General features: G+C 27.4%; 23 protein-coding genes and 1 other annotated feature (1 of these 24 only partly in view). Of the genes, 6 read left to right on the top strand and 17 right to left on the bottom strand.

Features of this window, described 5'->3' with window-relative positions; translation table 11 throughout:
* Positions 1-77 precede the first annotated feature (77 nt).
* Both IC758_RS06430 and IC758_RS06425 read left to right on the top strand, forming a co-directional pair.
* Positions 78-815 (top strand): NAD-dependent protein deacylase, encoded by a 738-nt coding sequence (locus IC758_RS06430; protein ID WP_227823660.1) that lies wholly within the window; start codon positions 78-80, stop codon positions 813-815.
* A gap of 118 nt (positions 816-933) precedes the next feature.
* Positions 934-1,254 carry a MazG-like family protein gene (locus tag IC758_RS06425; protein WP_227831212.1) on the top strand — a complete coding sequence of 107 codons (321 nt, stop codon included), beginning with the start codon at positions 934-936 and terminating at the stop codon, positions 1,252-1,254.
* A 211-nt stretch (positions 1,255-1,465) separates the two neighbouring features.
* On the opposite strand, the gene IC758_RS06420 is transcribed toward IC758_RS06425, so the two are convergent.
* The 8 genes from IC758_RS06420 to IC758_RS06380 form a co-directional block, all read right to left on the bottom strand.
* Positions 1,466-1,615, bottom strand: a complete 150-nt coding sequence (locus IC758_RS06420; RefSeq protein WP_227434212.1) for a hypothetical protein — start codon at positions 1,613-1,615, stop codon at positions 1,466-1,468.
* 1,046 nt (positions 1,616-2,661) lie between these two features.
* Positions 2,662-4,113 (bottom strand): leucyl aminopeptidase, encoded by a 1,452-nt coding sequence (locus IC758_RS06410; protein ID WP_227434210.1) that lies wholly within the window; start codon positions 4,111-4,113, stop codon positions 2,662-2,664.
* Positions 4,114-4,128: 15 nt separating this feature from the next.
* A complete protein-coding gene (locus tag IC758_RS06405; RefSeq protein WP_227434209.1) occupies positions 4,129-4,569 on the bottom strand; it encodes a MarR family winged helix-turn-helix transcriptional regulator in 441 nt (146 codons plus the stop codon).
* Positions 4,570-4,829: 260 nt separating this feature from the next.
* Entirely contained in the window at positions 4,830-5,258 is a 429-nt protein-coding gene (gene ytfJ, locus IC758_RS06400; RefSeq protein WP_227434208.1) for a GerW family sporulation protein, read from the bottom strand.
* The gene (locus IC758_RS06395) at positions 5,212-5,844 is read right to left on the bottom strand and encodes a DUF2953 domain-containing protein (RefSeq protein ID WP_227434207.1); all 633 of its coding nucleotides are present in this window, start codon (positions 5,842-5,844) and stop codon (positions 5,212-5,214) included. The genes ytfJ and IC758_RS06395 overlap by 47 nt, the downstream gene beginning before the upstream one ends.
* Positions 5,845-6,063: 219 nt before the next feature.
* A complete protein-coding gene (scpB, locus tag IC758_RS06390) occupies positions 6,064-6,603 on the bottom strand; it encodes an SMC-Scp complex subunit ScpB (protein WP_227434206.1) in 540 nt (179 codons plus the stop codon).
* 1 nt (position 6,604) lies between these two features.
* Entirely contained in the window at positions 6,605-7,324 is a 720-nt protein-coding gene (locus IC758_RS06385; RefSeq protein WP_227434205.1) for a segregation and condensation protein A, read from the bottom strand.
* A gap of 29 nt (positions 7,325-7,353) precedes the next feature.
* A complete protein-coding gene (locus IC758_RS06380) occupies positions 7,354-7,950 on the bottom strand; it encodes a site-2 protease family protein (protein ID WP_227434204.1) in 597 nt (198 codons plus the stop codon).
* Positions 7,951-8,208: 258 nt separating this feature from the next.
* On the opposite strand from IC758_RS06380, the gene IC758_RS06375 reads away from it, so the two are divergent.
* The 3 genes from IC758_RS06375 (at position 8,209) to IC758_RS06365 (ending at position 9,831) form a co-directional block, all read left to right on the top strand.
* Positions 8,209-8,358 carry a hypothetical protein gene (locus IC758_RS06375; RefSeq protein ID WP_227831213.1) on the top strand — a complete coding sequence of 50 codons (150 nt, stop codon included), beginning with the start codon at positions 8,209-8,211 and terminating at the stop codon, positions 8,356-8,358.
* A gap of 192 nt (positions 8,359-8,550) precedes the next feature.
* Positions 8,551-9,405, top strand: a complete 855-nt coding sequence (locus IC758_RS06370) for an AraC family ligand binding domain-containing protein (RefSeq protein WP_227482244.1) — start codon at positions 8,551-8,553, stop codon at positions 9,403-9,405.
* A gap of 3 nt (positions 9,406-9,408) precedes the next feature.
* On the top strand, positions 9,409-9,831 hold the full coding sequence (locus tag IC758_RS06365) for a DUF2000 domain-containing protein (protein ID WP_227434201.1): 423 nt from the start codon (positions 9,409-9,411) through the stop codon (positions 9,829-9,831).
* Positions 9,832-9,945: 114 nt separating this feature from the next.
* Here the strand turns inward: IC758_RS06365 and IC758_RS06360 are convergent, their stop codons facing one another.
* The 3 genes from IC758_RS06360 to IC758_RS06350 form a co-directional block, all read right to left on the bottom strand.
* Positions 9,946-11,109: a D-alanyl-D-alanine carboxypeptidase family protein gene (locus IC758_RS06360; RefSeq protein ID WP_227434200.1), complete on the bottom strand. Its 1,164-nt coding sequence runs from the start codon at positions 11,107-11,109 to the stop codon at positions 9,946-9,948.
* A 53-nt stretch (positions 11,110-11,162) separates the two neighbouring features.
* Complete coding sequence (locus IC758_RS06355; protein ID WP_227434199.1) at positions 11,163-11,363, bottom strand: CD1290 family small acid-soluble spore protein; 201 nt, start codon at positions 11,361-11,363, stop codon at positions 11,163-11,165.
* 201 nt (positions 11,364-11,564) lie between these two features.
* Positions 11,565-13,241 (bottom strand): ribonuclease J, encoded by a 1,677-nt coding sequence (locus IC758_RS06350; protein ID WP_227434198.1) that lies wholly within the window; start codon positions 13,239-13,241, stop codon positions 11,565-11,567.
* Positions 13,242-13,457: 216 nt separating this feature from the next.
* Between IC758_RS06350 and IC758_RS06345 the strand changes: the two genes are divergently transcribed.
* The gene (locus IC758_RS06345; protein WP_227827181.1) at positions 13,458-14,195 is read left to right on the top strand and encodes a metal-dependent hydrolase; all 738 of its coding nucleotides are present in this window, start codon (positions 13,458-13,460) and stop codon (positions 14,193-14,195) included.
* Positions 14,196-14,315: 120 nt separating this feature from the next.
* Here IC758_RS06345 and IC758_RS06340 read toward each other — a convergent pair whose 3' ends face one another.
* From IC758_RS06340 to alaS, 6 genes are all read right to left on the bottom strand, one after another.
* On the bottom strand, positions 14,316-14,774 hold the full coding sequence (locus tag IC758_RS06340; RefSeq protein WP_227434196.1) for a Fur family transcriptional regulator: 459 nt from the start codon (positions 14,772-14,774) through the stop codon (positions 14,316-14,318).
* A 275-nt stretch (positions 14,775-15,049) separates the two neighbouring features.
* Positions 15,050-15,337 carry a DUF1292 domain-containing protein gene (locus IC758_RS06335; RefSeq protein WP_009889069.1) on the bottom strand — a complete coding sequence of 96 codons (288 nt, stop codon included), beginning with the start codon at positions 15,335-15,337 and terminating at the stop codon, positions 15,050-15,052.
* 77 nt (positions 15,338-15,414) lie between these two features.
* On the bottom strand, positions 15,415-15,840 hold the full coding sequence (gene ruvX, locus IC758_RS06330) for a Holliday junction resolvase RuvX (RefSeq protein ID WP_227434195.1): 426 nt from the start codon (positions 15,838-15,840) through the stop codon (positions 15,415-15,417).
* A gap of 151 nt (positions 15,841-15,991) precedes the next feature.
* Complete coding sequence (locus tag IC758_RS06325) at positions 15,992-18,163, bottom strand: hypothetical protein (RefSeq protein WP_227834642.1); 2,172 nt, start codon at positions 18,161-18,163, stop codon at positions 15,992-15,994.
* A gap of 9 nt (positions 18,164-18,172) precedes the next feature.
* Positions 18,173-18,430 (bottom strand): IreB family regulatory phosphoprotein, encoded by a 258-nt coding sequence (locus IC758_RS06320; RefSeq protein WP_003419418.1) that lies wholly within the window; start codon positions 18,428-18,430, stop codon positions 18,173-18,175.
* A gap of 24 nt (positions 18,431-18,454) precedes the next feature.
* Complete coding sequence (gene alaS / locus IC758_RS06315) at positions 18,455-21,094, bottom strand: alanine--tRNA ligase (RefSeq protein ID WP_227860825.1); 2,640 nt, start codon at positions 21,092-21,094, stop codon at positions 18,455-18,457.
* 67 nt (positions 21,095-21,161) lie between these two features.
* Positions 21,162-21,371: a binding site (T-box leader), on the bottom strand (it continues 35 nt past the right edge of the window).

Genomic DNA, 21,371 nt, shown 5'->3' with positions numbered 1-21,371 from the left:
CTCAGAATCTAATAAAGTAACATAAACTTTATAATATGTAGTACAATCTATATATAATAATTTTGGAGGTGTAAACTATGGATGCAAATAACCTAAAAGACTTAATATCTAATCATAATAATATAGTATTTTTTGGTGGAGCAGGTGTTTCAACTGAATCTAATATACCAGATTTCAGAAGCTCTACTGGACTTTTTAGTCAAAAACTCAATAAACAATTTACTGCTGAGCAATTAGTTTCACATACTTTTTTTGTTAAATATCCAGAAGAGTTCTTTGAATTCTACAAAGATAAACTGATATATCCTAATGCAAGACCTAATAATGCCCATATAGCTTTGGCAAAGCTAGAAGAAATGGGCAAACTTAAAGCTGTTATAACTCAAAATATTGATGGACTTCATCAAATGGCTGGAAGTAAGAATGTTTTAGAACTTCATGGTTCTGTACATAGAAATTACTGTACTAACTGTGGTAAATTTTTTGATTTAGAAGCTATGCTAAATCTAGGAGGTAATATTCCTCATTGTGATGATTGTGGCTCTATAGTAAAACCTGATGTAGTGCTTTATGAAGAAGCTCTTGATGGTGATGTTATTACTAAGACAATTTCTGCTATAAGTAATGCTGATTTACTGATTATAGGAGGTACATCATTGGCTGTATATCCAGCAGCTAGTTTTATAGATTATTACAAAGGTAAATATATTGCTCTTATTAATAAGGCAAACACAGTTTATGATAAATCTGCATCTCTTGTAATTAATAGACCTATTGGAGAAGTTCTATATGAAGCTGTATTAAGACAAATATAGATTTATTTCAATATTTTTATTATATATATGAGTTTTTATGTTGAATTTAAAGTTTCTTTTTATTATTATTTTTGTTATAGTATTTTAGTATAAATATATAATTTGAAAGGAGCTTTTTATGAAACTAAAAACTATATCTTTACCAGAACTTAATAATTTAGACCCAACACTGGAATCTACATTTATCAAAATGGGTGAAGAGCAAGGCGAACTAGCTGAATGTATAGGCAAATTCAGAAATCTAAGTGGAGAAAATAATGACTTAGATGAAGTTGATATTATAAAGAAAACTGCTAAAGAATTGATGGACGTGGCTCAAACATGTGTAACTATGATGTTTAAACTAGAAGAACAATATGGTATTAATCTTGATGAAATACGCAAAGAACATATAAAAAAACTAGAAAAAAGAGGCTACATAAAAAACCTAGATAAGTAAACATTCTATCTCTAAATATTTATTAAAATAAATTTAAAGTCTGAAATGTTTAATTTCTATGTAAATTTGCTATTAAATGGTATCTCAAAATGATTTTTTAAATTGTAATTGAGATACCATTTTTTATTTTATTTGTGTATATTATTTAATATTTTCATAAACAATTAAATTTTATCCAGTATAATGAGTTTTTGTCAGCAAAATTTTATTTTTAACTTCTATATTGTTCTCTCTTATTTTCATAAATTTTACTATATTCTTCTATCGCTTCATCCCATGCTTCTATATCTGTTATCCCTTTTTCAATTGCTAATAAATGAACTATCTCAGCTAACTTTGATGCTGATTCTATTATTCCCATTTGTTACACCCTCTCTATTGTCAAATACTTACAAAAACTGTTAATTAGTTCTAATATTTGTTATTATTATTCCCAAAAACTTTAATAAATAAAAATATTTTTATTTTTTGACACGATTCTAATATGGCCACTATGACTACGAAATTTAAAAACTTTTATCTCTTTAAATTTTCTATATAAAATCTTAACTTTATTAAATTTTTTATATATTAAATTGACAGAGGATGAATATATTTATATAGGTACATATTAATTTATTATAGGAGAGAATGCTCTATGTTTAAAATTTTTCTTTTTTCTAGTGAACAGTTTGTAAGTCTTTTTATATTCGGATTATTTCTATATCATTGTCCAAAGCTAACAAAAAATATTTTACCCTATAGTTACACAGTTGAAAAAATACTTTGTACCTTAATGGTAATAGTCGTTGCTTTAGAACAAATTTTAATTATTTCTTCAGGGAATTATAGCACCTTGAATTCCTTACCAATTGGAATTAGCCATATTTGTATCTACATATGTATAGCTATATTAGTTTTTAAACAGTATCATTTTTTTAACATATTTTTTTCTTGGAGTTTAGTTTGTTCTGTTGGAGAACTTATTTTTTCTAAAAACTTAGGATACGAATTTCCTAGCTTCATATATTTTCTATTTATCTTCTCTAAATGTTTGATAATATATGCAAATATTTATATGGTTGATGTAAGAAAATTTAAAGTTAACAGACATGCATTTAGAGATAATTTTGGAATTTGTCTTATTTATTTTTCATTTATATTTTTACTAAATACATTTACTGATTCACAATATTACTATAGCTTTTTAAGTTACAATACAACTACCATTTTCATATTTATTTTTGCTACTAGCATTGTGTACATACTTCCTCTTTTATCCAATATAGATACCTTTATCCTTGAAAAAAAGAAAAAGAGTAAATAATTTGTTTAAATTTATAAATAAAGCCACTTAGATATTTTTTAAGTTTTAAAAATATCCAAGTGGCTTTACACATTAAACTATAGTTTTTGTAATATATAATTTTATACCTCTGCTAAATAATACAATGTCCTAACAGGCTCTCCTGTCGCTCCTTTTGATTTATATCCCTTTGATTTTGATGATGTACTTGTACCTGCTATATCCATATGTATCCATGGAGTACTGCCAACAAATTCTCCAATAAAGGCTCCTGCTGTTATGCATCCAGCATTTTTACCTCCAGTATTTTTAAGGTCTGCTTCTTCTCCCTTTACCATATTTTTAAACTCATCATAAAGAGGCATCTTCCAAACTCTTTCTCCAGATAAAGTAGATGCTTTTTCCAATTCACAATAAAAATCATCATTATTTGTTACTACAGGAGTTGCAACATTACCTAATAATGTTAAAGCTGCACCAGTCAATGTTGCTACATCAACAACTTTTGTTACTTTTTCATTATTAATAATGTAATATATTGCATCGGCTAATGTAAGTCTACCTTCTGCATCTGTATTTAAAACTTCGATAGTTTTTCTTGCCATAGAGTTAATTATATCTCCTGGCTTATATGAACCTCCCGATAAAGCATTTTCACATGCAGCTACTACTGCTATAACATTTTTCTTTAATTTACTCTGAGATATGGCACACATAGCTCCTATTACACTTGCAGCTCCAGCCATGTCTGTTTTCATATCTAGCATAGATGCATTTGATTTTAAAGAATATCCACCAGTATCATAAGTCAATCCTTTGCCCACTAGACCTAGTATATCTGAATTCTCTTCATCTCCAAAATATCTCATTACTATAAATCTTGGTTTATTAACTGAACCTCTTGATACAGCAAAAAAAGCTTCCATACCCAATGCTTTTATTTTTTCTTCTTCATAAATCTCAACATTAAATCCATACTCTGCCCCAAGTCTAACTGCCTCTATTGCCAATGTCTTTGGGTATATTATATTTGATGGTTCGTTAACTAGATTTCTAGCTATTATAGTTGAATTAGATAGTATTCTAGCTTTTTCTATTTGACAATCTGCTTCTTTTTCAGTGAATATAATTATATTCTCTATTTCTCTTTCTTCAAATTCTTTACTTTTTGTCTTATATTTATCAAATTTATAGTTTCCAAGCAATATTCCTTCTGAAAAAGCACCTATCTCTTCTATATCTAAATTAATATTTATTATGTTAATATCATTATTTTTACATACTTTATTTCTCAATATACTTTTTATTTTTTTACATAAATTGCCCCCTATGATTCTAAGTTTTTCCTTATCTAAAGATTCTTTCTTACCAAGACCAACTAGACAAATGTCTATTAGATTTTCATTTTCGAGCAATGTCACAATCTCTATGTTATTTTCTTTAGCACTGAAGTTTTTACTTACAATATTTAATTTATCAAACATTGTAGAAACATTCTCATCTTCAAACACAGTAACTACAGTTATAGCATCATCCAAGCTTTTTAATATTTCTTTAGAACATTTTATCTGCATATCAAATTCTCCTTTTTAAAATAATTGCTCAATTATATTTCTAGAGTCTTCCAAAGAATCAAATAATTTATCTTTGTTTTTTACATCTAAACAGTTCATTTTATCACTTATTATAGATATAAATTTTAATATTTCATCATCTAATATTTTTTCTCCACTTTCAGTTATTCCATAAAAAGTATTTCGTCTATCTCTACTATCTTCTTCTCTATATACATAGTCTTGCTCAACTAGCTTATTAAGCAATATACACAAACTAGAAGTAGATACATGTAAGTCTCTACTTAAATTTTTAAGTTCCATTTTATTATGCTTTCTTATACTTACTAAAGCAAAAAATTGCCTTTCTGTAAGTACTTTACCTTTTTTATATCTTTCATTATTAATAATCTTTATTAAATTATGAAAGTTATTCATACTTTCCAACAACAAAATAGATAACTCTTTATCACTCATAAAATTCACCTCAAAATTAATAATTGGGACTCCCTCTTATCCCCCCAATATGTTTATATATCTCTAATATAATACTTCTTTTCTTTTTATAATTATACTATAGATAAACTTTATTATCCATTTAAATTGTTTTAAACTAAAATATTATTAGGTATAAAGTAAAAAACATTTAAATTACATTATAAAATAGTGAGACTTATATCAATCTCACTATTTTACTTAAGGATATATTTTATTTTCAAAAGTATTCTAATCTTATACTACATATTATTCTTGTCTGTATTTTTATTATTTTGAGATATATTCTGAATTTTTTCTAATACTCTAGGAGTTATAGACAAGATATTATCTACTAGATTAATATTACTATCTAAACTCATTATTCTAGTTTCTCCACTTTCAACTACTACAAATGCTACTGGTTGTACAGATATAGCTCCTGCACTACCTCCTGCAAAATTTGTATCTGCTTTTTCACTTTTTATTTCAATATTTTTATCTTTCTCATCATATCCTTTTGAATATTCTCCTCCACCTATACCAAATCCAATTGTTACTTTTGATATAGGAACAACTACTGTAGTATCTGTTTTTATAGGGTCTCCTATAATAGTATTTGCATCTATAGAACCTTTAATAGTTTCAAGAGTTGTTTCCATAAGACTTTGTATCGAACCTGTTGCTCTCATTACTATCACCTCCCTTATAATTTCCTTTATTTTTATTCATAACCTTATTAACCATTATTATAAAATGAAATAAATCTTTTATTCTTGACCTTATATGTATCCTTACATTTCCCAAAAAGTAATCTTTTGTAAAATTTGGATTTACATTTAGATATATTTTTTCTGCATCAATTATATTAAATAAATTTCCATATAGAGTATTTATTAATACATACACAGAAGATGTCAAACTTACATTTTTAGTTCCAAAATCAATGTTTGAATAAAATTCATGTATTTTTATCTTTTTTAATAGTCTATAAATACTTAAAAGGTCATCAGCTAATAATATACTAGAGTCTATATTATTCTTCATCCCCTCTTTTTTATCATTATTGTTACTATTTTCAGCTGGATATAGTTGTCTATTTATATTTATTAAATCAAACATGTATTTTATATTAAGTTTTAAGCAAACATCTTTATTGTTTATATCTGCTATTAATAAGATATTTATATGAGACATTAAAAACAATACAATTATACTTATTATAAAAATTATTGCTATTATTAAGTATTTAAAATTAAGTAATTCATTAATCTCCATGTCTATATTATCATCAAAAAATTACTATTTATACTTAATTAACCATATTTATTTTACCAAAAGCACTTTTTTATATTCAAACAAAAAAACACAATAACTTAGAGTATTTTAAACCTTCTAAAAAATTTAAAAATATAAACTAAATTACTGTGTTCTCCATATTTTTATTTTAAAATTAACATTTCTATTGTAAAATTAATATTCTCTTTGTATAACATTTTATTCATTTGTTAATGCTTCTTGATAAGTTTCTATAGCAGGCAACTCTTCAAGACTTTCTATATTTAGCAACTTTAAAAATTCATCTGTTGTCTTATAAATTATAGGTTTTCCTATTTTATTAAGTCTACCAGCCTCTCTTATAAGTTGATTTTCAAATAGAGTTTGTAGCACCTTATCACATTTTACTCCCCTTATATCTTCTATCTCTACCTTCGTTATTGGTTGTTTATATGCAATTATAGTAAGAGTCTCTAGTGTAGCTTGACTCAAACTTTTCTTTTTCTTTGGTTCAATAATTTTTTTTATATATTCTGCATAATCTTCATTTGTACACATTTGATATTTGTTTTCCAATTTGATTATTTGAATACCTCTATTTTTTTCTCTATATTCATCAATAAGTAAATTTAACATAATCTCTATCTCTTTTGATGAAAGTTCTTTATTTATTATATAATTTAATTCTTTTATACTTATTGGGTCACCATATGCAAACATAATAGATTCTATAATACACTTTATATCTTCTCTTTTCATTTTAACACTCCGAACTTTTTCTAATTAAAATATCATCAAAAAATATATCTTGTACCACTACTATCTCTTTTTCTTTTATAAGCTCCAATATAGATAAAAAAGTAGCAATTATTTCATCATTTTCATATGATTTTATGATATTTGTAAAAGTAACTTCTATTTTCTCTTTTATGACATTTCTTATATACACTATTTTTTCTTCCACAGATATTATCTTTTTTCTCACTATTTTATCCAATTTTTCATCATTAGTATTTTCAATTTGTGATGTTTTAACCTTAAATATATATGGAAGTATATTTTTTATTGCCTCTATTGATATATCTTCTAAATCTACATTATCATCAATAACTATTTCTTCTTTAGTTCTATAAAATCTTTCATTAATATAAGTTATATTTTCCTTTATATCTTGTGATGCTATTTTAAATTTTCTGTATTCTTCTAATTTCTCCATAAGTTCTATTCTTGGGTCTTCTTCTTCATCCTTTTGTTTGTAAAGTAAGTATTTAGATTTTATCTCTAAAAGCTTAGATGCCATAGTTATAAATTCGCTAGTTATCTCTAAATCCATTTTGTCTAACATTTTTAGATAATTAAGATATTGCTTAGTTATATCTATAATTGATATATCTTTTATATCTATCTTATGTTTAGTTATCAAGTCATACAGCAAATCTAATGGTCCCTCATAAACTTGTAATTGTATATTATACTTCATATTAATCCCTCTTTAAGTTATTTATTTTATTAAACAAATAAATATACTATTCTTAGTAATACTGTATATATTGGTGTTAATATTATTTGATATATCCCTGTAAATAAAGCAATCAACAAAATTATATAACTCATATTTTCAAATTTATATACATATTCATTCCATTTATATGGAACAAGTGTAGATATAACTCCCCATCCATCAAGTGGAGGTATAGGCAGTAAATTAAAAGCTGCAAATCCCATACTATATAAGAATACATATTCAGCTATTGTATTTATCGCATACATGTGCACATATTTATTTATAATGACACAGACTATAGCGGTCAGAACATTACAGAAAACACCTGCAAGTGAAACTATCAAATTGCCTATCTTGTAATTTTTAAAATTATTAGGATTTACTGGGACTGGCTTTGCCCATCCTATTCTAAGAATAAACATAGCCAAAAGACCAATTGGGTCGACATGTCTTACAGGATTTAATGTCATTCTTCCATAAGCCTTAGCTGTATCATCACCTAATAAATGTGCCGAGTATGCATGACCAAACTCATGTATTGATATTGCCATGGCTATACCAACCAAACTTGCTACGATTTCTCCTATATTCATACTTAACATTAATGTACATCTCCTAAATTAAATTTTTAATACTATTATAACAATTAAATAACTTATAATCAAAATTATTTTATATTATAATAATTGTGTGTATAAGCATAAAATTAAAATTCATTTTTTACTTTATAACTTTTATTATTATATCATATTAGCTGTAAAAATATAATAATTACACTTATTGGTAGTATAATATTATATTGACATAAACTGACATTGTTGTTATCTTATTGGTGTATTACAAATGAAGGTAACAACAAAATGAATAGTACTGTAGAAAATAATGAACTAAAATTTAGATACACAGTTGAATCAGATACAAACCTTTTATTAAAATTTATAAAAGAACTTGCTTCTTATGAAAACATGTTAGACGAAGTTATTGTAACTGAAAAAATACTTAATCATTAACTATTTGTAAAGAAAAAGGCAGAAGTTTTAATTGGTTAGCAAAATAAATTACATATAAATATTATTTAATTTGACAACTAAAAAAATTAAGTTGTCATTTTTTTAGTTGTTCTTAATTTTTAGTCAATATCATACAAGAACTACAAAAAAATATATGTTACACTTTATACATTATGAAAGGAGGTTGTCCAGTTGAAACAAGAAGAACGCACAGTATGTTTTGATAGTGAATTAGAAATTGAAGCATATAGATTCAAAGGTATTATGCAAAATTTTCCAAACCATTTTCATGAACACTATGTGATTGGTTTTATAGAAAAAGGTCAAAGATATTTATCATGCAAAAACAAAAAGTATACCACAAGCACAGGAGATTTATTACTTTTTAATCCTTTTGATAGTCATACTTGTGAACAAATAGATAATGAAGTTCTTGATTATAGATGTATTAATATTAAACCAGAAATAATGCAAAAAGCTATATTAGAAATTACAGGGAAAAATTATTTACCTCAATTCAATCAGCAGGTAATATTTCGTAGTGAATTAGTACCTTTACTACAAGAACTACATCATATAATTATGGAAGAACAATTAGATTTTAAAAAAGAAGAAATATTCTTTTTCCTAATTGAACAAATAATCAATGAATATACAGAGCCAGTTTTACAATCTAACTCAGAAAAAATAAATACAGAAATTCAAATAGTCTGTGATTATTTAGAAAATAATTATGCTGAACGCATAGCACTTGATGAATTAAGTTATCTAGCAAAAATGAATAAGTACTCATTACTTCGTAATTTTACAAAATTAAAAGGTATTACACCCTATAGATACCTTGAAAATATAAGAGTAAATAAAGCTAAGAAACTTTTAGAAAATGGAATAGAACCTATAGATGCTGCTATACAAACAGGCTTTGTGGACCAAAGTCACTTTACAAATTTCTTTAAAAACTTTATTGGTCTTACACCTAAACAATATCAAAATATATTTATAAACAATGATAAAAATAATTTTAAAGAGGATAAAAAGGAGAATTGAAAAATGGAAAATAAAAATGTAAAATGTGTTATGGTAATAGATGAAAATTTACCAATGGGAATTATATCAAATACAGCAGCAGTAATGGGAGTTACACTAGGTAAATATACTCCAGAAATAGTAGGTCCAGATGTAGTTGACAAAACAGGTAATAATCATTTAGGAATTGTTGCTATACCTGTTCCTATCTTAAAAGGAAACAAAGAAATTATAAAGAATTTACGTAAAAAATTATACACTCCTGAATTTGAAGGATTAACTGTTGTAGATTTTTCAGATGTTGCACAAGGTTGTAATATTTATGAGGAATTCACACAAAAAATTGCCACTGTCCAAGAAGATGAACTACAGTATTTTGGTATAGGAATATATGGAAATAAAAAGCAAGTAAATAAACTTACAGGCAGTATGCCTTTACTTAGATAATCATTGTAAGCATATGCTTATAACAATCTTTAATATATTAAATAAAAATACCCATATAGTACTTCTATACGGGCATTTTTTATGTGAATTATAGCTGTATCTTATCGCAAGTTATTATATCATATTATCAATTATTCTTTGAAGCATTTGTAGGTAACTTGCCTTATTTATATCTTTATTATTTATTAATTCTACTTCACCTATTACTTTTTTATCTTTACATATCTTTATCTTTCCTAAAACAGTACCTTTTTTAATTGGCATTTTAGGATTTTTTACTATTTCTATTTTCTTTTCAAACTTTTTAGAACTTCCTTTTTTAATAAGAGCATTTAAGTCTTCTTTAGCAACTAATTTGACTTTATTTTCATCAGCTTTATCTAATGTAAGTGTAGCGATATTATCTCCCTTACTACACAGCTTAACGCTTTCATAATTTGCAAATCCATAATTTAAAAGACTAGATGCATCATTAAATCTTTCAGGAGAAGTTTCTGCACCCAAAGTCGCCGCAACTAAATGAGTATTACCTCTTTTTGCTGATGCTGATAGACAATATTTAGCTTCTTGAGTAAATCCAGTTTTAACACCAGTAGCTCCTTGATAATGCTTTATAAGCTTATTAGTATTTGCAAGACCTACTGTAACTTGTTTTTTACCTACTACAACCTTATCCATCCATGTAGTTAAGTATTTACTTATCATTTCATGTTTTAATAATTCTCTAGACATTAAAGCTATATCATGAGCAGATGTATAGTGATTTGCTACTGGAAGTCCATTTGTATTTGCAAAATGAGTATCATTCATATTTAGCTCCTTTGCTTTAGAATTCATCCTATCAACAAACCCTTCAACACTTCCAGCCAAGTGTTCAGCCATAGCTACACAAGCATCATTTGCAGACGCAACAGCTATACCTTTTAATAAAGTATCAACCTTTTGAGTTTCTCCTGGTTCTAAAAATATTTGACTACCACCCATACTAGATGCAGTTTCACTCACTTGTACTTCATCATCAAGTTTAATATCACCTGAATCCAAAGCTTCTACAATAAGTAACATTGTCATTACCTTTGTTACACTGGCAGGAGGAAGCTTCTTATGAGCATCCTTTTCATATAAAATTTGTCCACTACCAACATCCATCAAAATTGCCGATTTTGAAGATATATTTAGTTGGTTGGCATCAGCATTGTCCTTACTATTTGCAAAAGAAAAACTCAAAGGAGTAAATGCAAGTAATATAGCCAAAGCAGTACTAGCTAATTTTTTCATAGATGTCACCTCTTAAAGTTTATTTAAACTTATTTTCTCACAATTAACTTTTTTTATTCTAAATGCCTAGATATACCTTGACCTAAATTTTTTTTCTTTTCAAGCTTTTTAAAATAACCTTCTAAAACACCTTTATTTGATGCATTTTCTATTATTTCAAAGGCATCTTCATAATTCATTCCATATTCTCCTGCTATTTCCATCTTAGTTTGTTTTAAAGCTTTTCTAGCATTTTGTTTTGAAATATTATCCATAAATATCCTCCTATTAATAAAATTTATATATAAGTAGTTTTTACTAATAAAAGATTGTTATAATTGGTATTTTATGTAATATCTAAATTTTTCAATATTAAAAAGACCTCTTGTAATTCTTAAAATGATATCAATTTAATCTTTTGATATCATTTTAAAAATTACAAGAGGTCTACTTTTCAATTTTATAAACTTTATATCCTATACTTCCATTATTATAGGAAGTATCATTGGATTTCGCTTAGTTTTTTGATATAAATACTCTTTTAGGTTTTCTTTAATATTATTCTTTAAATAAGCCCATTCTTTAATATTTTTCTCTTCACACTCGTTTAGAACGTTTTTAATTATATCCTTTGCTCCATCCATTAAATCTTCAGACTCTCTTACATACACAAAGCCTCTAGATATTATATCTGGACCTGCTAAAACTTTGCCTTCATCTTTAGAAATAGTTACTACAACTATCATAAGACCATCTTCTGATAAATGCTTTCTATCTCTTAAGACTATATTACCTACATCTCCTACACCTAATCCATCAACTAGTATATTTCCTGTTTGTATACGATTTGCTACTTTAGCAGAGTTTTTATCTAACTCTAAAACATCTCCTGTTTGCATGACAAAAATATTTTCCTTGTCCATTCCAAGTTGTTCAGCTATTTCAGCATGTCTTTTTAACATTCTATATTCACCATGAGCTGGCATAAAAAACTTTGGTCTAACTAATGCATGTATAAGCTTTAATTCTTCTTGACAGGCATGTCCAGAAACGTGTATATCCGCTATATCACTATATACTACTTCTGCTCCTTTTTCAAATAAGAAGTTTATTACTCTTGATATTAATTTTTCATTTCCTGGTATTGGATGAGCAGATATTATAACTAAATCGCCACTCTTTATTTCTACTTTTTTGTGTTCTGAAAAAGCCATTCTAGCAAGAGCTGACATAGGCTCACCTTGTGAACCAGTCGTTATTATCACTAACTCGCCATCTTCATGCTTGTATATATCATTTAAATCTATTAGCATATCGTCAGAAATATCTAAATATCCTAATTCCTTGGCAACTCCAACTACATTTACCATTGAACGACCTGATATAGCAACCTTCCTATTAAACTTTTCAGCTGTATTTATTATTTGTTGTAATCTGTGTATGTTAGATGCAAACGTAGCAACTATAATTCTTCTACCATTTCCCTTTGCAAATAACTCATCAAGACCTACTCCAACAGTTTTTTCAGACATAGTAAATCCTGGTTTTTCTGCATTAGTACTATCTGCCAACATTAAAAGAACTCCTTTTTTGCTCAACTCACAGATTCTATGCATATCCATAACATCACCATCAATTGGAGTTAAGTCAATCTTAAAGTCTCCTGTATGGTATATTATCCCTTGGTCTGTGTGTACTGCAATAGAGTAAGCATCTGGTATACTATGGTTATTTTTCAAAAACTCTACTTCCATATTATCAAGCTTTATAACTTGTCTTGGAGTTATGACATTTAACTTAACATTATTCATCTTATGTTCTTTCAATTTTACTTGTATAAGACCTATACTAAGTCTCGCTCCATATACAGGAACATTTATCTTTTTTAGTATATATGGAAGAGCTCCTATATGGTCTTCATGTCCATGTGTAATAAATATACCCTTTATTTTATCCCTGTTTTTGACTAAATAAGTTATGTCTGGTATAACTATATCTACTCCTAACATTTCATCTTCTGGAAAACTAAGTCCAGCATCTATAACAATTATTTCATCTTTATACTCAACAACAGTCATATTTTTTCCAACTTCGTTAAGTCCACCTAAAGCCATTACCTTTATCTTGTTGGTGTTCTTTTTGAACAATTGCATCATCTCCTTCTGTCTATTTAATTTTTTAACACGTTCTACAATCTTAAATAATATCAAATCACGCACTCGCTACCAGTTATTCTTATTGTACCATAATTCGTATCATATTTTAAGCTATATTTAAAATACATTTAACGTATTATTTTGACAAACCTATTTTATTTTGATATCCTCTAAATATTATATGATTTAATATCTGATATTTTAGGAGGATTTATGCGTGGTAAAACTCATTGTGCAATAGGAATTTTAACAGCTATCCAGACATCTTTAATTTTTAAAATTCCTATATCTCTAGTAGATATTTTAGTTTCAGCTACTTTTGCAGTACTGCCCGATTTGGATAAATCTAATTCTATGGTCTCAAATTTCATTCTAAAAAACAATATATCCAAATACATATATAGAATTTTTATATACGCTATTAATATTATTATTTTCTTTATTTCAATAAATATAAATGATAATTTTTATTTAAGTGCAATAATTACATTTGTTGCAATTATAATTATTGAGGCAAAACTAACCCATACATTTCTGAGAAAAATCTTTCTATCATTAATATTTATACTATTAGCTATATGCTTATACATCGTAGAAGTTGAAATATATTTTATAATTTTTTGTCTAATGTTGTCAATTTTTCCCTGGCTAAAGCACAGAAGCTTTTCTCATAGTATATTTGCAACCATCATAATATATTTTTTACTAAAACAAATAGAATTAATCACTAGTATTAATAATTTATCTTTTTATGGAACACTTGGCTATGCAAGCCATATGTTTTTAGGGGATTTATTTACAAAACAAGGAATACCACTTTTTTATCCACTAAGTGAAAAAAAGATTTCCTTAGGATTTTTAACAGTTGGAGGACCATTTAGTAATTTTATAGAAAAATCATTTATTTTCATACTTATAGGATTAATTATATTTTCAATATTAAAATTATAAAAAGCTTTAAAGCTATTTATATTTATACTATATATTTAAATTTATAATAAAAAATGGAAGAATAGCATAGAATATAAAAGTTCTATACTATTCTTCCATCAACATTAAATTACAGAAGAATTATTCTTCTGAATCACTTATTTTATTGCACTCATCACATAATCCATAAAATTTAACATCATGATCAAGTATTTTAAATTTGTACAATGATTGTATTTCTTTTTCTATATTGTCTAAAAGGTCTTCTTTAGCTTCCATTATCTTTCCACAATTTTTACAAATAAGATGATGATGATTATGACAGTCTTCTTTATGTAGACTAATCTCATATCTTATACACCCATCATCTAAGTTTAGTTTTGATATTAATCCTATTTCGTCTAATAACTGCATTGTTCTGTATACAGTAGCTAGACCTATTTCAGGACAGTCAACCCTAACTAAATCATAGATTTCTTCACTACTTAAATGTGAATGGTCATGTTGAAGCAATATCTCAACTATTGCTCTTCTTTGTGGCGTAATCTTAAAACCAGTTTCTTTTAACTTGTCTTTTAATAAATCCATTGTGTTTGCCATAACATCACCCTTACTATTTTCAATTGATAATCTTTATTAAATAATATTGTAATTGATAATTCTTTTTTTGTCAAGACATTTGAAAAAATTTAATTTCTTCTCATAATATAAATATATACCCATAAAAGATATATTATTCACCAAAATCTATAAATTTTTTAATAAAAAACAAAAAAACAGATATATACTATAAATACTTTTTACAATTAATAATTCTTAATTAAAGTAAATACAGTAAAATACCTGATTTTTTATATACAAACTTAATTATTTACCTAGTTAAGTCCATTTGATTCATCTTCGTCGTAATTTAAACCTTCTTCTTCCATTATAGCAGTATATACAGCTACAACAGTTTCATACTCTTCATCACTTTCTAAAGGTATTAGTATTTCTCCTTCTTCATCTTCATCAATTCTAAATATTAAAGCTTCTTCAGCCTCTTCATCATCTAAAGGCATTAATATTGCATATTCTTTTCCTTCTGCTTCTAATGTTAATATTATTTCAAATTGGCTTTCTACACCATTTTCATCAATTAAATTTATTATATTTTCTTCCATAATGTCATTCACCTCAAATTTATTTTTATTTTTATTATTTATATTATATATCATAAGTATTCAATTTTATAGTTCTTTTATGAATTTATTTTAAAATCTAAATATCCTTGTAAAATTATTACTGCTGCCAACATATCTATAACCTTTTTTCTTTTTTGTCTACTAACATCCGCTTCTAACAAAGATCTCTCTGCCGCTACTGTAGAAAGTCTCTCATCCCAAAACTCTACATCAATTCCTGTTTCTTCTTTTAATAATTCACAAAACTTAATTACCTTTTCTCCTTGTGGTCCTAAAGTACCATTCATATTTTTTGGTAATCCTGACACAATTTTATTTACTTGTTTTTCTTTTATTATAGCTTTTAATTCTTCAATATCCTTCTTCTTGCCAACTCTTCTTACCGTTTTTATCCCTTGTGCAGTTAATCCCATTAAATCACTTACAGCAACTCCAATAGTTTTATCTCCAACATCAAGACCCATTATTCTTCCATCTAACATATTTTCTCCTTTTATTTACCTTATTTTATAAAACATATACATTTCATTAATTACAAAAATTGCAATATGAATTTTTGATGTAAGCTGTTTGGTTTACATTAATAATCATATTGCAACTTTTTATTCAAAGCATATATACATTAAAAAATTTTTAGTTATTTTTTTCAAATATTATCATGTTTATGCTTATTATTATAAGTGGTATAAGTATATATATAGATGCTGTAGATGCAGCAACTATACCAGAGTCATTAACTAAAAGAGTAATTATACAACCAACCATAGATGCAATGAATCCTTTAAACAAAATTGGAAAATTATTCATTATCTTTCTAAAGTGTCTAGATGGTTTAAATATAAGTACTGCAATCACAGCAATTCCCACAAGTAAAATATTTACCCATACACTTGTCTGTGCTAATTGCATATTCATTTGAATTTTTCTTCCAAATGTCTGCAATATCTCTCCTGGTCCATTTAAGAAAATTCTTTGTACAAACATTCCTAAGTGAGATTCACTACCTGAGATTATATCTAGAGCTGCAAATGCACAAACAACAACCACAGCTGAAATAGCTAATAGTGCAACTTTTTTAATATCTAGTTTAGCATCATATATAAGCATTATAAACAACAAATATGCTACACATTCTGATATTGCTCCACCAACATTTGCCCCCATAGAAGGATATGCGCTAGTTATAAGTATTATTAATGAAAATATTACAACAAGTGGCTTAGAAACCTTCTTGTAATGTAATAAAACTGCTAAACCAAATACTGCACTTGCTATGGTTACACCTTCATACTCATTTCCTACACCATAGTATCTGGCACCAATAACAGCATCATAACTCATTATATTATTTTGCATTAAGTATGTTCCAAATACAGAATCTATGACTATTATTAAAATAGTCAGTGTTGCAAAAAATCCCATATGTTTTATATCATTGTCTTTAAATAACTTTCGACCTAATAAGTATAACACTAGTGTAGTTACAAATATTCCCAAAGATATTGTAATTGGGGTCTTAAAATTCATCAAAGGAGCCAACATAAATGACAGAGGCATTATTATACCCAATTTTATAAACTCCTTAAGTACTTTGAATACACGCTCTTTATGTGGCATGTAATTTCTAAAGAATATTGCAAACATTGCAATCACCCAAGAGGCAGATATTACACCTACAAATCCATTTATGATACTTGACCTTATAGATGATATAGATACTATCTTTTTATAAAGTGATTTTAGGTAACTAGCATTATCTTCTTTGTCAACCAAAGTATAACTTCTACCCACCATTTCATCATTTTTAAGACCAAACTCATTTAATATGTCCACTCCAACATCTAAGTTTGCAACAATACCAGCTTTTCTTGTTGTAGCAGATTCCAATAGACCCTTTCCTTCTCCACTAAATTTTATTATTGGAGAAAGTCTTCTCTTATTTTTATAATCTAAATCACTTGGAAAAGCACTTGATACATAAACAGTATCATTTTCTCCAACCATAGAAAATACTTCTTTAAGGTATTTATCTATATTTTTTACAATATTTTTCTTCATTGCAGCATAAGTATTATCATTTAAACTCAATCTATACATATCTAATCTATATGTATCTCCAAGTTCTATAAATATAGCATCACTATTTTTATAAGACTTTTTAGTTTCATCTAATAACTTATCGTAGTCTGTAACTATTCCAAACGGCATCTTAGAATCTTTTTTGTTAATATCATCAATATTCCCAGAATCAATTCTTCCATATTGATCCATAGCAACTAAACATAAATTTCTATTTTTAACCAATTGGTTATTTTCAATTATATCAGCATTTCCAATTACGGATGTTTTTAGTCCATTTTCTGATAAAGTTTTTCCCAATGAACCTAAGGTTGCTCCATATTCTCCATACTCTAGATTTTCATTTATTGACCTATTAATACTTAAATTATTTATCTCTTTAGCTTTTTGACCTGTTGCAACTTCAAAAGTTTTAGCAGTATCTTGGTCTACTTTTTGAAAATTGATATAGTCTTCAGTAGTTACATCAGCTCTTACTCCTGCACCCATACTAGCATAAGACCTTCTATCATCAGTACCTTGATCCCCTCTTATATTCATAAGAGCTATATGACCTCTCTTTTCTAGCTCACTCTTTAAGATTGGAACCTTCAACATACTTCCAAGATTGGTCCTATTCATATCAATAAATATGACTTTGCCCTTTTCTTCAGCAGAACTGTAGCTAGCAGTTGATACAAAAATCATAATAACTACTGCCAACAATGACATAATCTTTTTTCTCATTTATTTGACCTACTTTCTATTCAGATAGTGCGTGATTACTTCTTCAAGTATCTCATCTCTTTCAAATTTTTTAATTATAGCTCTTGCATTTTTATGACTAGTTATATAACTAGAATCGCCAGAAAGGAGATACCCTATAATTTGATTTATAGGGTTATATCCTTTTTCAACTAGTGCTTTATATACAAAATCTATCGTATCTCCCACACTCATTCTATCTTCTGGTATTCCTTCAAATTTCATAGTGTAGTCTAAATCTTTTTCCAAACTAAAAACCTCCTTAAGTGAATGTTATTTAACTTGTGTCTTAATAACCTCACTTGCATAGCTTAGAGCTTGGTCAACCTTAGATATGTCACTAGCTCCTGCTTGTGCCATATTAGGTCTTCCTCCACCTTTTCCTCCAGCTATTTTTGCAACTTCTCTAACTATATTCCCTGAATGTATTCCTTTATCTAACACATCTTTAGTAGCAGTAACTACAAAGTTAACTTTATCATCTACTACATTTGCCAATACTACTACACCAGAGCCAAGCTTATCTCTTAAATTATCTGCTGTTTCTCTTAGTGTATCCATATCCATACCTTCAAATTTATTAGTTATTAAGTTAACTCCATTTACTTCAAGCTTAGAATCAAAAATAGAATCAGCTGATTGTAAACTCATTTTAGTCTTTATATCATGTAATTCTTTAGATAAATTTTTATTTTCTTCTAATAAAGAACTTATTCTTTGAATTAAATTATCTTCTTTAGATTTTAAATTTACACAAACTTCAGATATAATTCCTTCTTTTTCTTTTAAGTATTCATAAACAGCTTTTCCTGTTATTGCTTCTATTCTTCTTACTCCTGCTGCTACTCCACCTTCAGACAATATTTTAAACATTCCTATCTGAGAAGTATTTGTCAAGTGAGTTCCTCCACAAAGTTCTGTAGAATAATCTCCCATAGAAACTACTCTTACTTCATCACCATATTTTTCACCAAATAGTGCTGTAGCTCCTTTTTCTTTTGCTTCTTTTATATTCATAATATCACATTTTATGTCTAAAGATGATAAAATAACATTATTTACTTTTTCTTCTATAACTTTTAATTCTTCATTTGATATAGCTTCAAAGTGAGTAATATCAAATCTTAATCTATCTGGAGTAACTAAAGAACCAGCTTGATTAACATGCTCTCCTAATACTTCTTTTAGTGCTTTATGAAGTAAATGTGTAGCACTATGGTTTCTTGCAGCAGACATTCTAACATCTCTATCTACTAATGTCTTTACTTTATCTCCATTACTTATTTTTCCTGATTTTATTATACCTATATGTTTTATACTATTATTAGCACCTTTTTTAGTATTTAATACTTCCACTACTAAATTTTCGTTGGTTATTAATCCACAATCACCAACTTGTCCTCCACCTTCAGGATAGAAAGTAGTATTGTCTAGTACTATAGATACTTTATCACCTTCTTTTGCATTTTGAACTAATTCATCCTCTTTAACTATAGCTTCAATAATTCCTTCACCATATAATTCACTATATCCATTAAACATACTATCTATAGTAGACTCTAATTTTGATAGAGGGTCTTCCTTCCAACTTTCTCCATCCATATTTCCTCTAGCATTTCTAGCTCTTTCTTTTTGTTTTTCCATTTCTTCATTGAAAGACTCTTCATCTACAGATAAATGTTCTTCTTCCAAAATTTCTTTAGTTAAGTCTATAGGGAATCCATAAGTATCATACAGTTTAAAGGCTTCTTGACCACTTAAAACAGTTTTCCCTTCATTCTTTAATACTTCTATATATGAGTTCAATATTTCTGTTCCTTGGTCTATAGTTTCATTGAATTTTTCTTCTTCTATTCCAACAACTTTTTTAATATAACTTTCTTTTTCAACTAAAACTGGATATGCTTTATCATTTACCTTTATAACTTCATATATCAGTTTTTGTAAGAATAATTCTTTTACACCTAATAGTTTACCATGACGAGCAGCACGTCTAAGAAGTCTTCTAAGAACATAGCCTCTTCCCTCATTTGATGGAAGTACTCCATCACTAACTAAGAATGTCACAGCTCTTATATGGTCAGTTATTATTCTTATTGATATATCATTTTTTGGATTTACTCCATATTTTACTCCTGTTAACTTTTCAACTGCTTCCAATATAGACTTAATAGTATCTACTTCAAAGATAGTGTCCACACCTTGCATGATACATCCCATTCTTTCAAGGCCCATACCTGTATCTATATTTTTACTTTCTAATAAACTATAGTTTCCTTCTTCATCTCTATCAAACTGAGTAAATACATGGTTCCAGAATTCTAGGTATCTGTCACAATCACAACCTGGTTTACAGTCTGGATTATCACATCCATATTCTTCTCCTCTATCAAAATATATTTCTGAACAAGGACCACAAGGACCTGTACCTATCTCCCAGAAGTTATCATCTTTACCAAGTCTAACCATTCTTTCTTCTGGAAAATTCATTTCTTTTGCCCATATATCATAAGAATCGTCATCTTCTTCATATACAGTTACCCATATTTTATCTTCTGGGATACTTAGCCATTCTGTGACAAATTCCCATCCCCATTTAATTGATTCTCTTTTAAAGTAATCTCCAAATGAGAAGTTACCCATCATTTCAAAAAAAGTGGCATGTCTTGCAGTTATACCTACATTTTCTATATCTCCAGTTCTTATACATTTTTGAGATGTACACATTCTTAAACTTGGAGGTACTTCTACACCTGAAAAATAATTTTTTAAAGGTGCCATACCTGAGTTTATAAGCAATAAACTCTTGTCATTGTTTGGTACTAAAGAATAGCTATCTGCTACATAGTGACCTTTTGACTCAAAAAATTCTAAAAACTTACTTCTTATCTCGTTTAGTCCCATCTTTTCCATATTATGTTCCTCCTAATAAATTATATTTTTTCGTTTAAATAAAAAACCTCGTCCCTATAAATAAATTTATAGGGGCGAGGACAATCGCGGTACCACCCTAATTATCATAAAAAATTATGATATCTTCGGAAAACCTTAGCTATAACGTAACTACCGTCAATCTCTACTTAAATCTACCTTGTTAATTCAAAGTACATTGTTCAAAATTGCTACTAAAAGGCTGCTTCAAATATTTTATTCTAAGGGCTTTCAGCATGTTCCCTCTCTCTGTAAGACA

Source organism: Clostridioides sp. ES-W-0016-02, from assembly GCF_020641035.1.
Classification (GTDB): Bacteria; Bacillota; Clostridia; order Peptostreptococcales; family Peptostreptococcaceae; genus Clostridioides.
The sequence above is the reverse complement of the archived record's forward strand: the minus strand, read 5'-3'. Positions and strand labels throughout refer to the sequence as shown.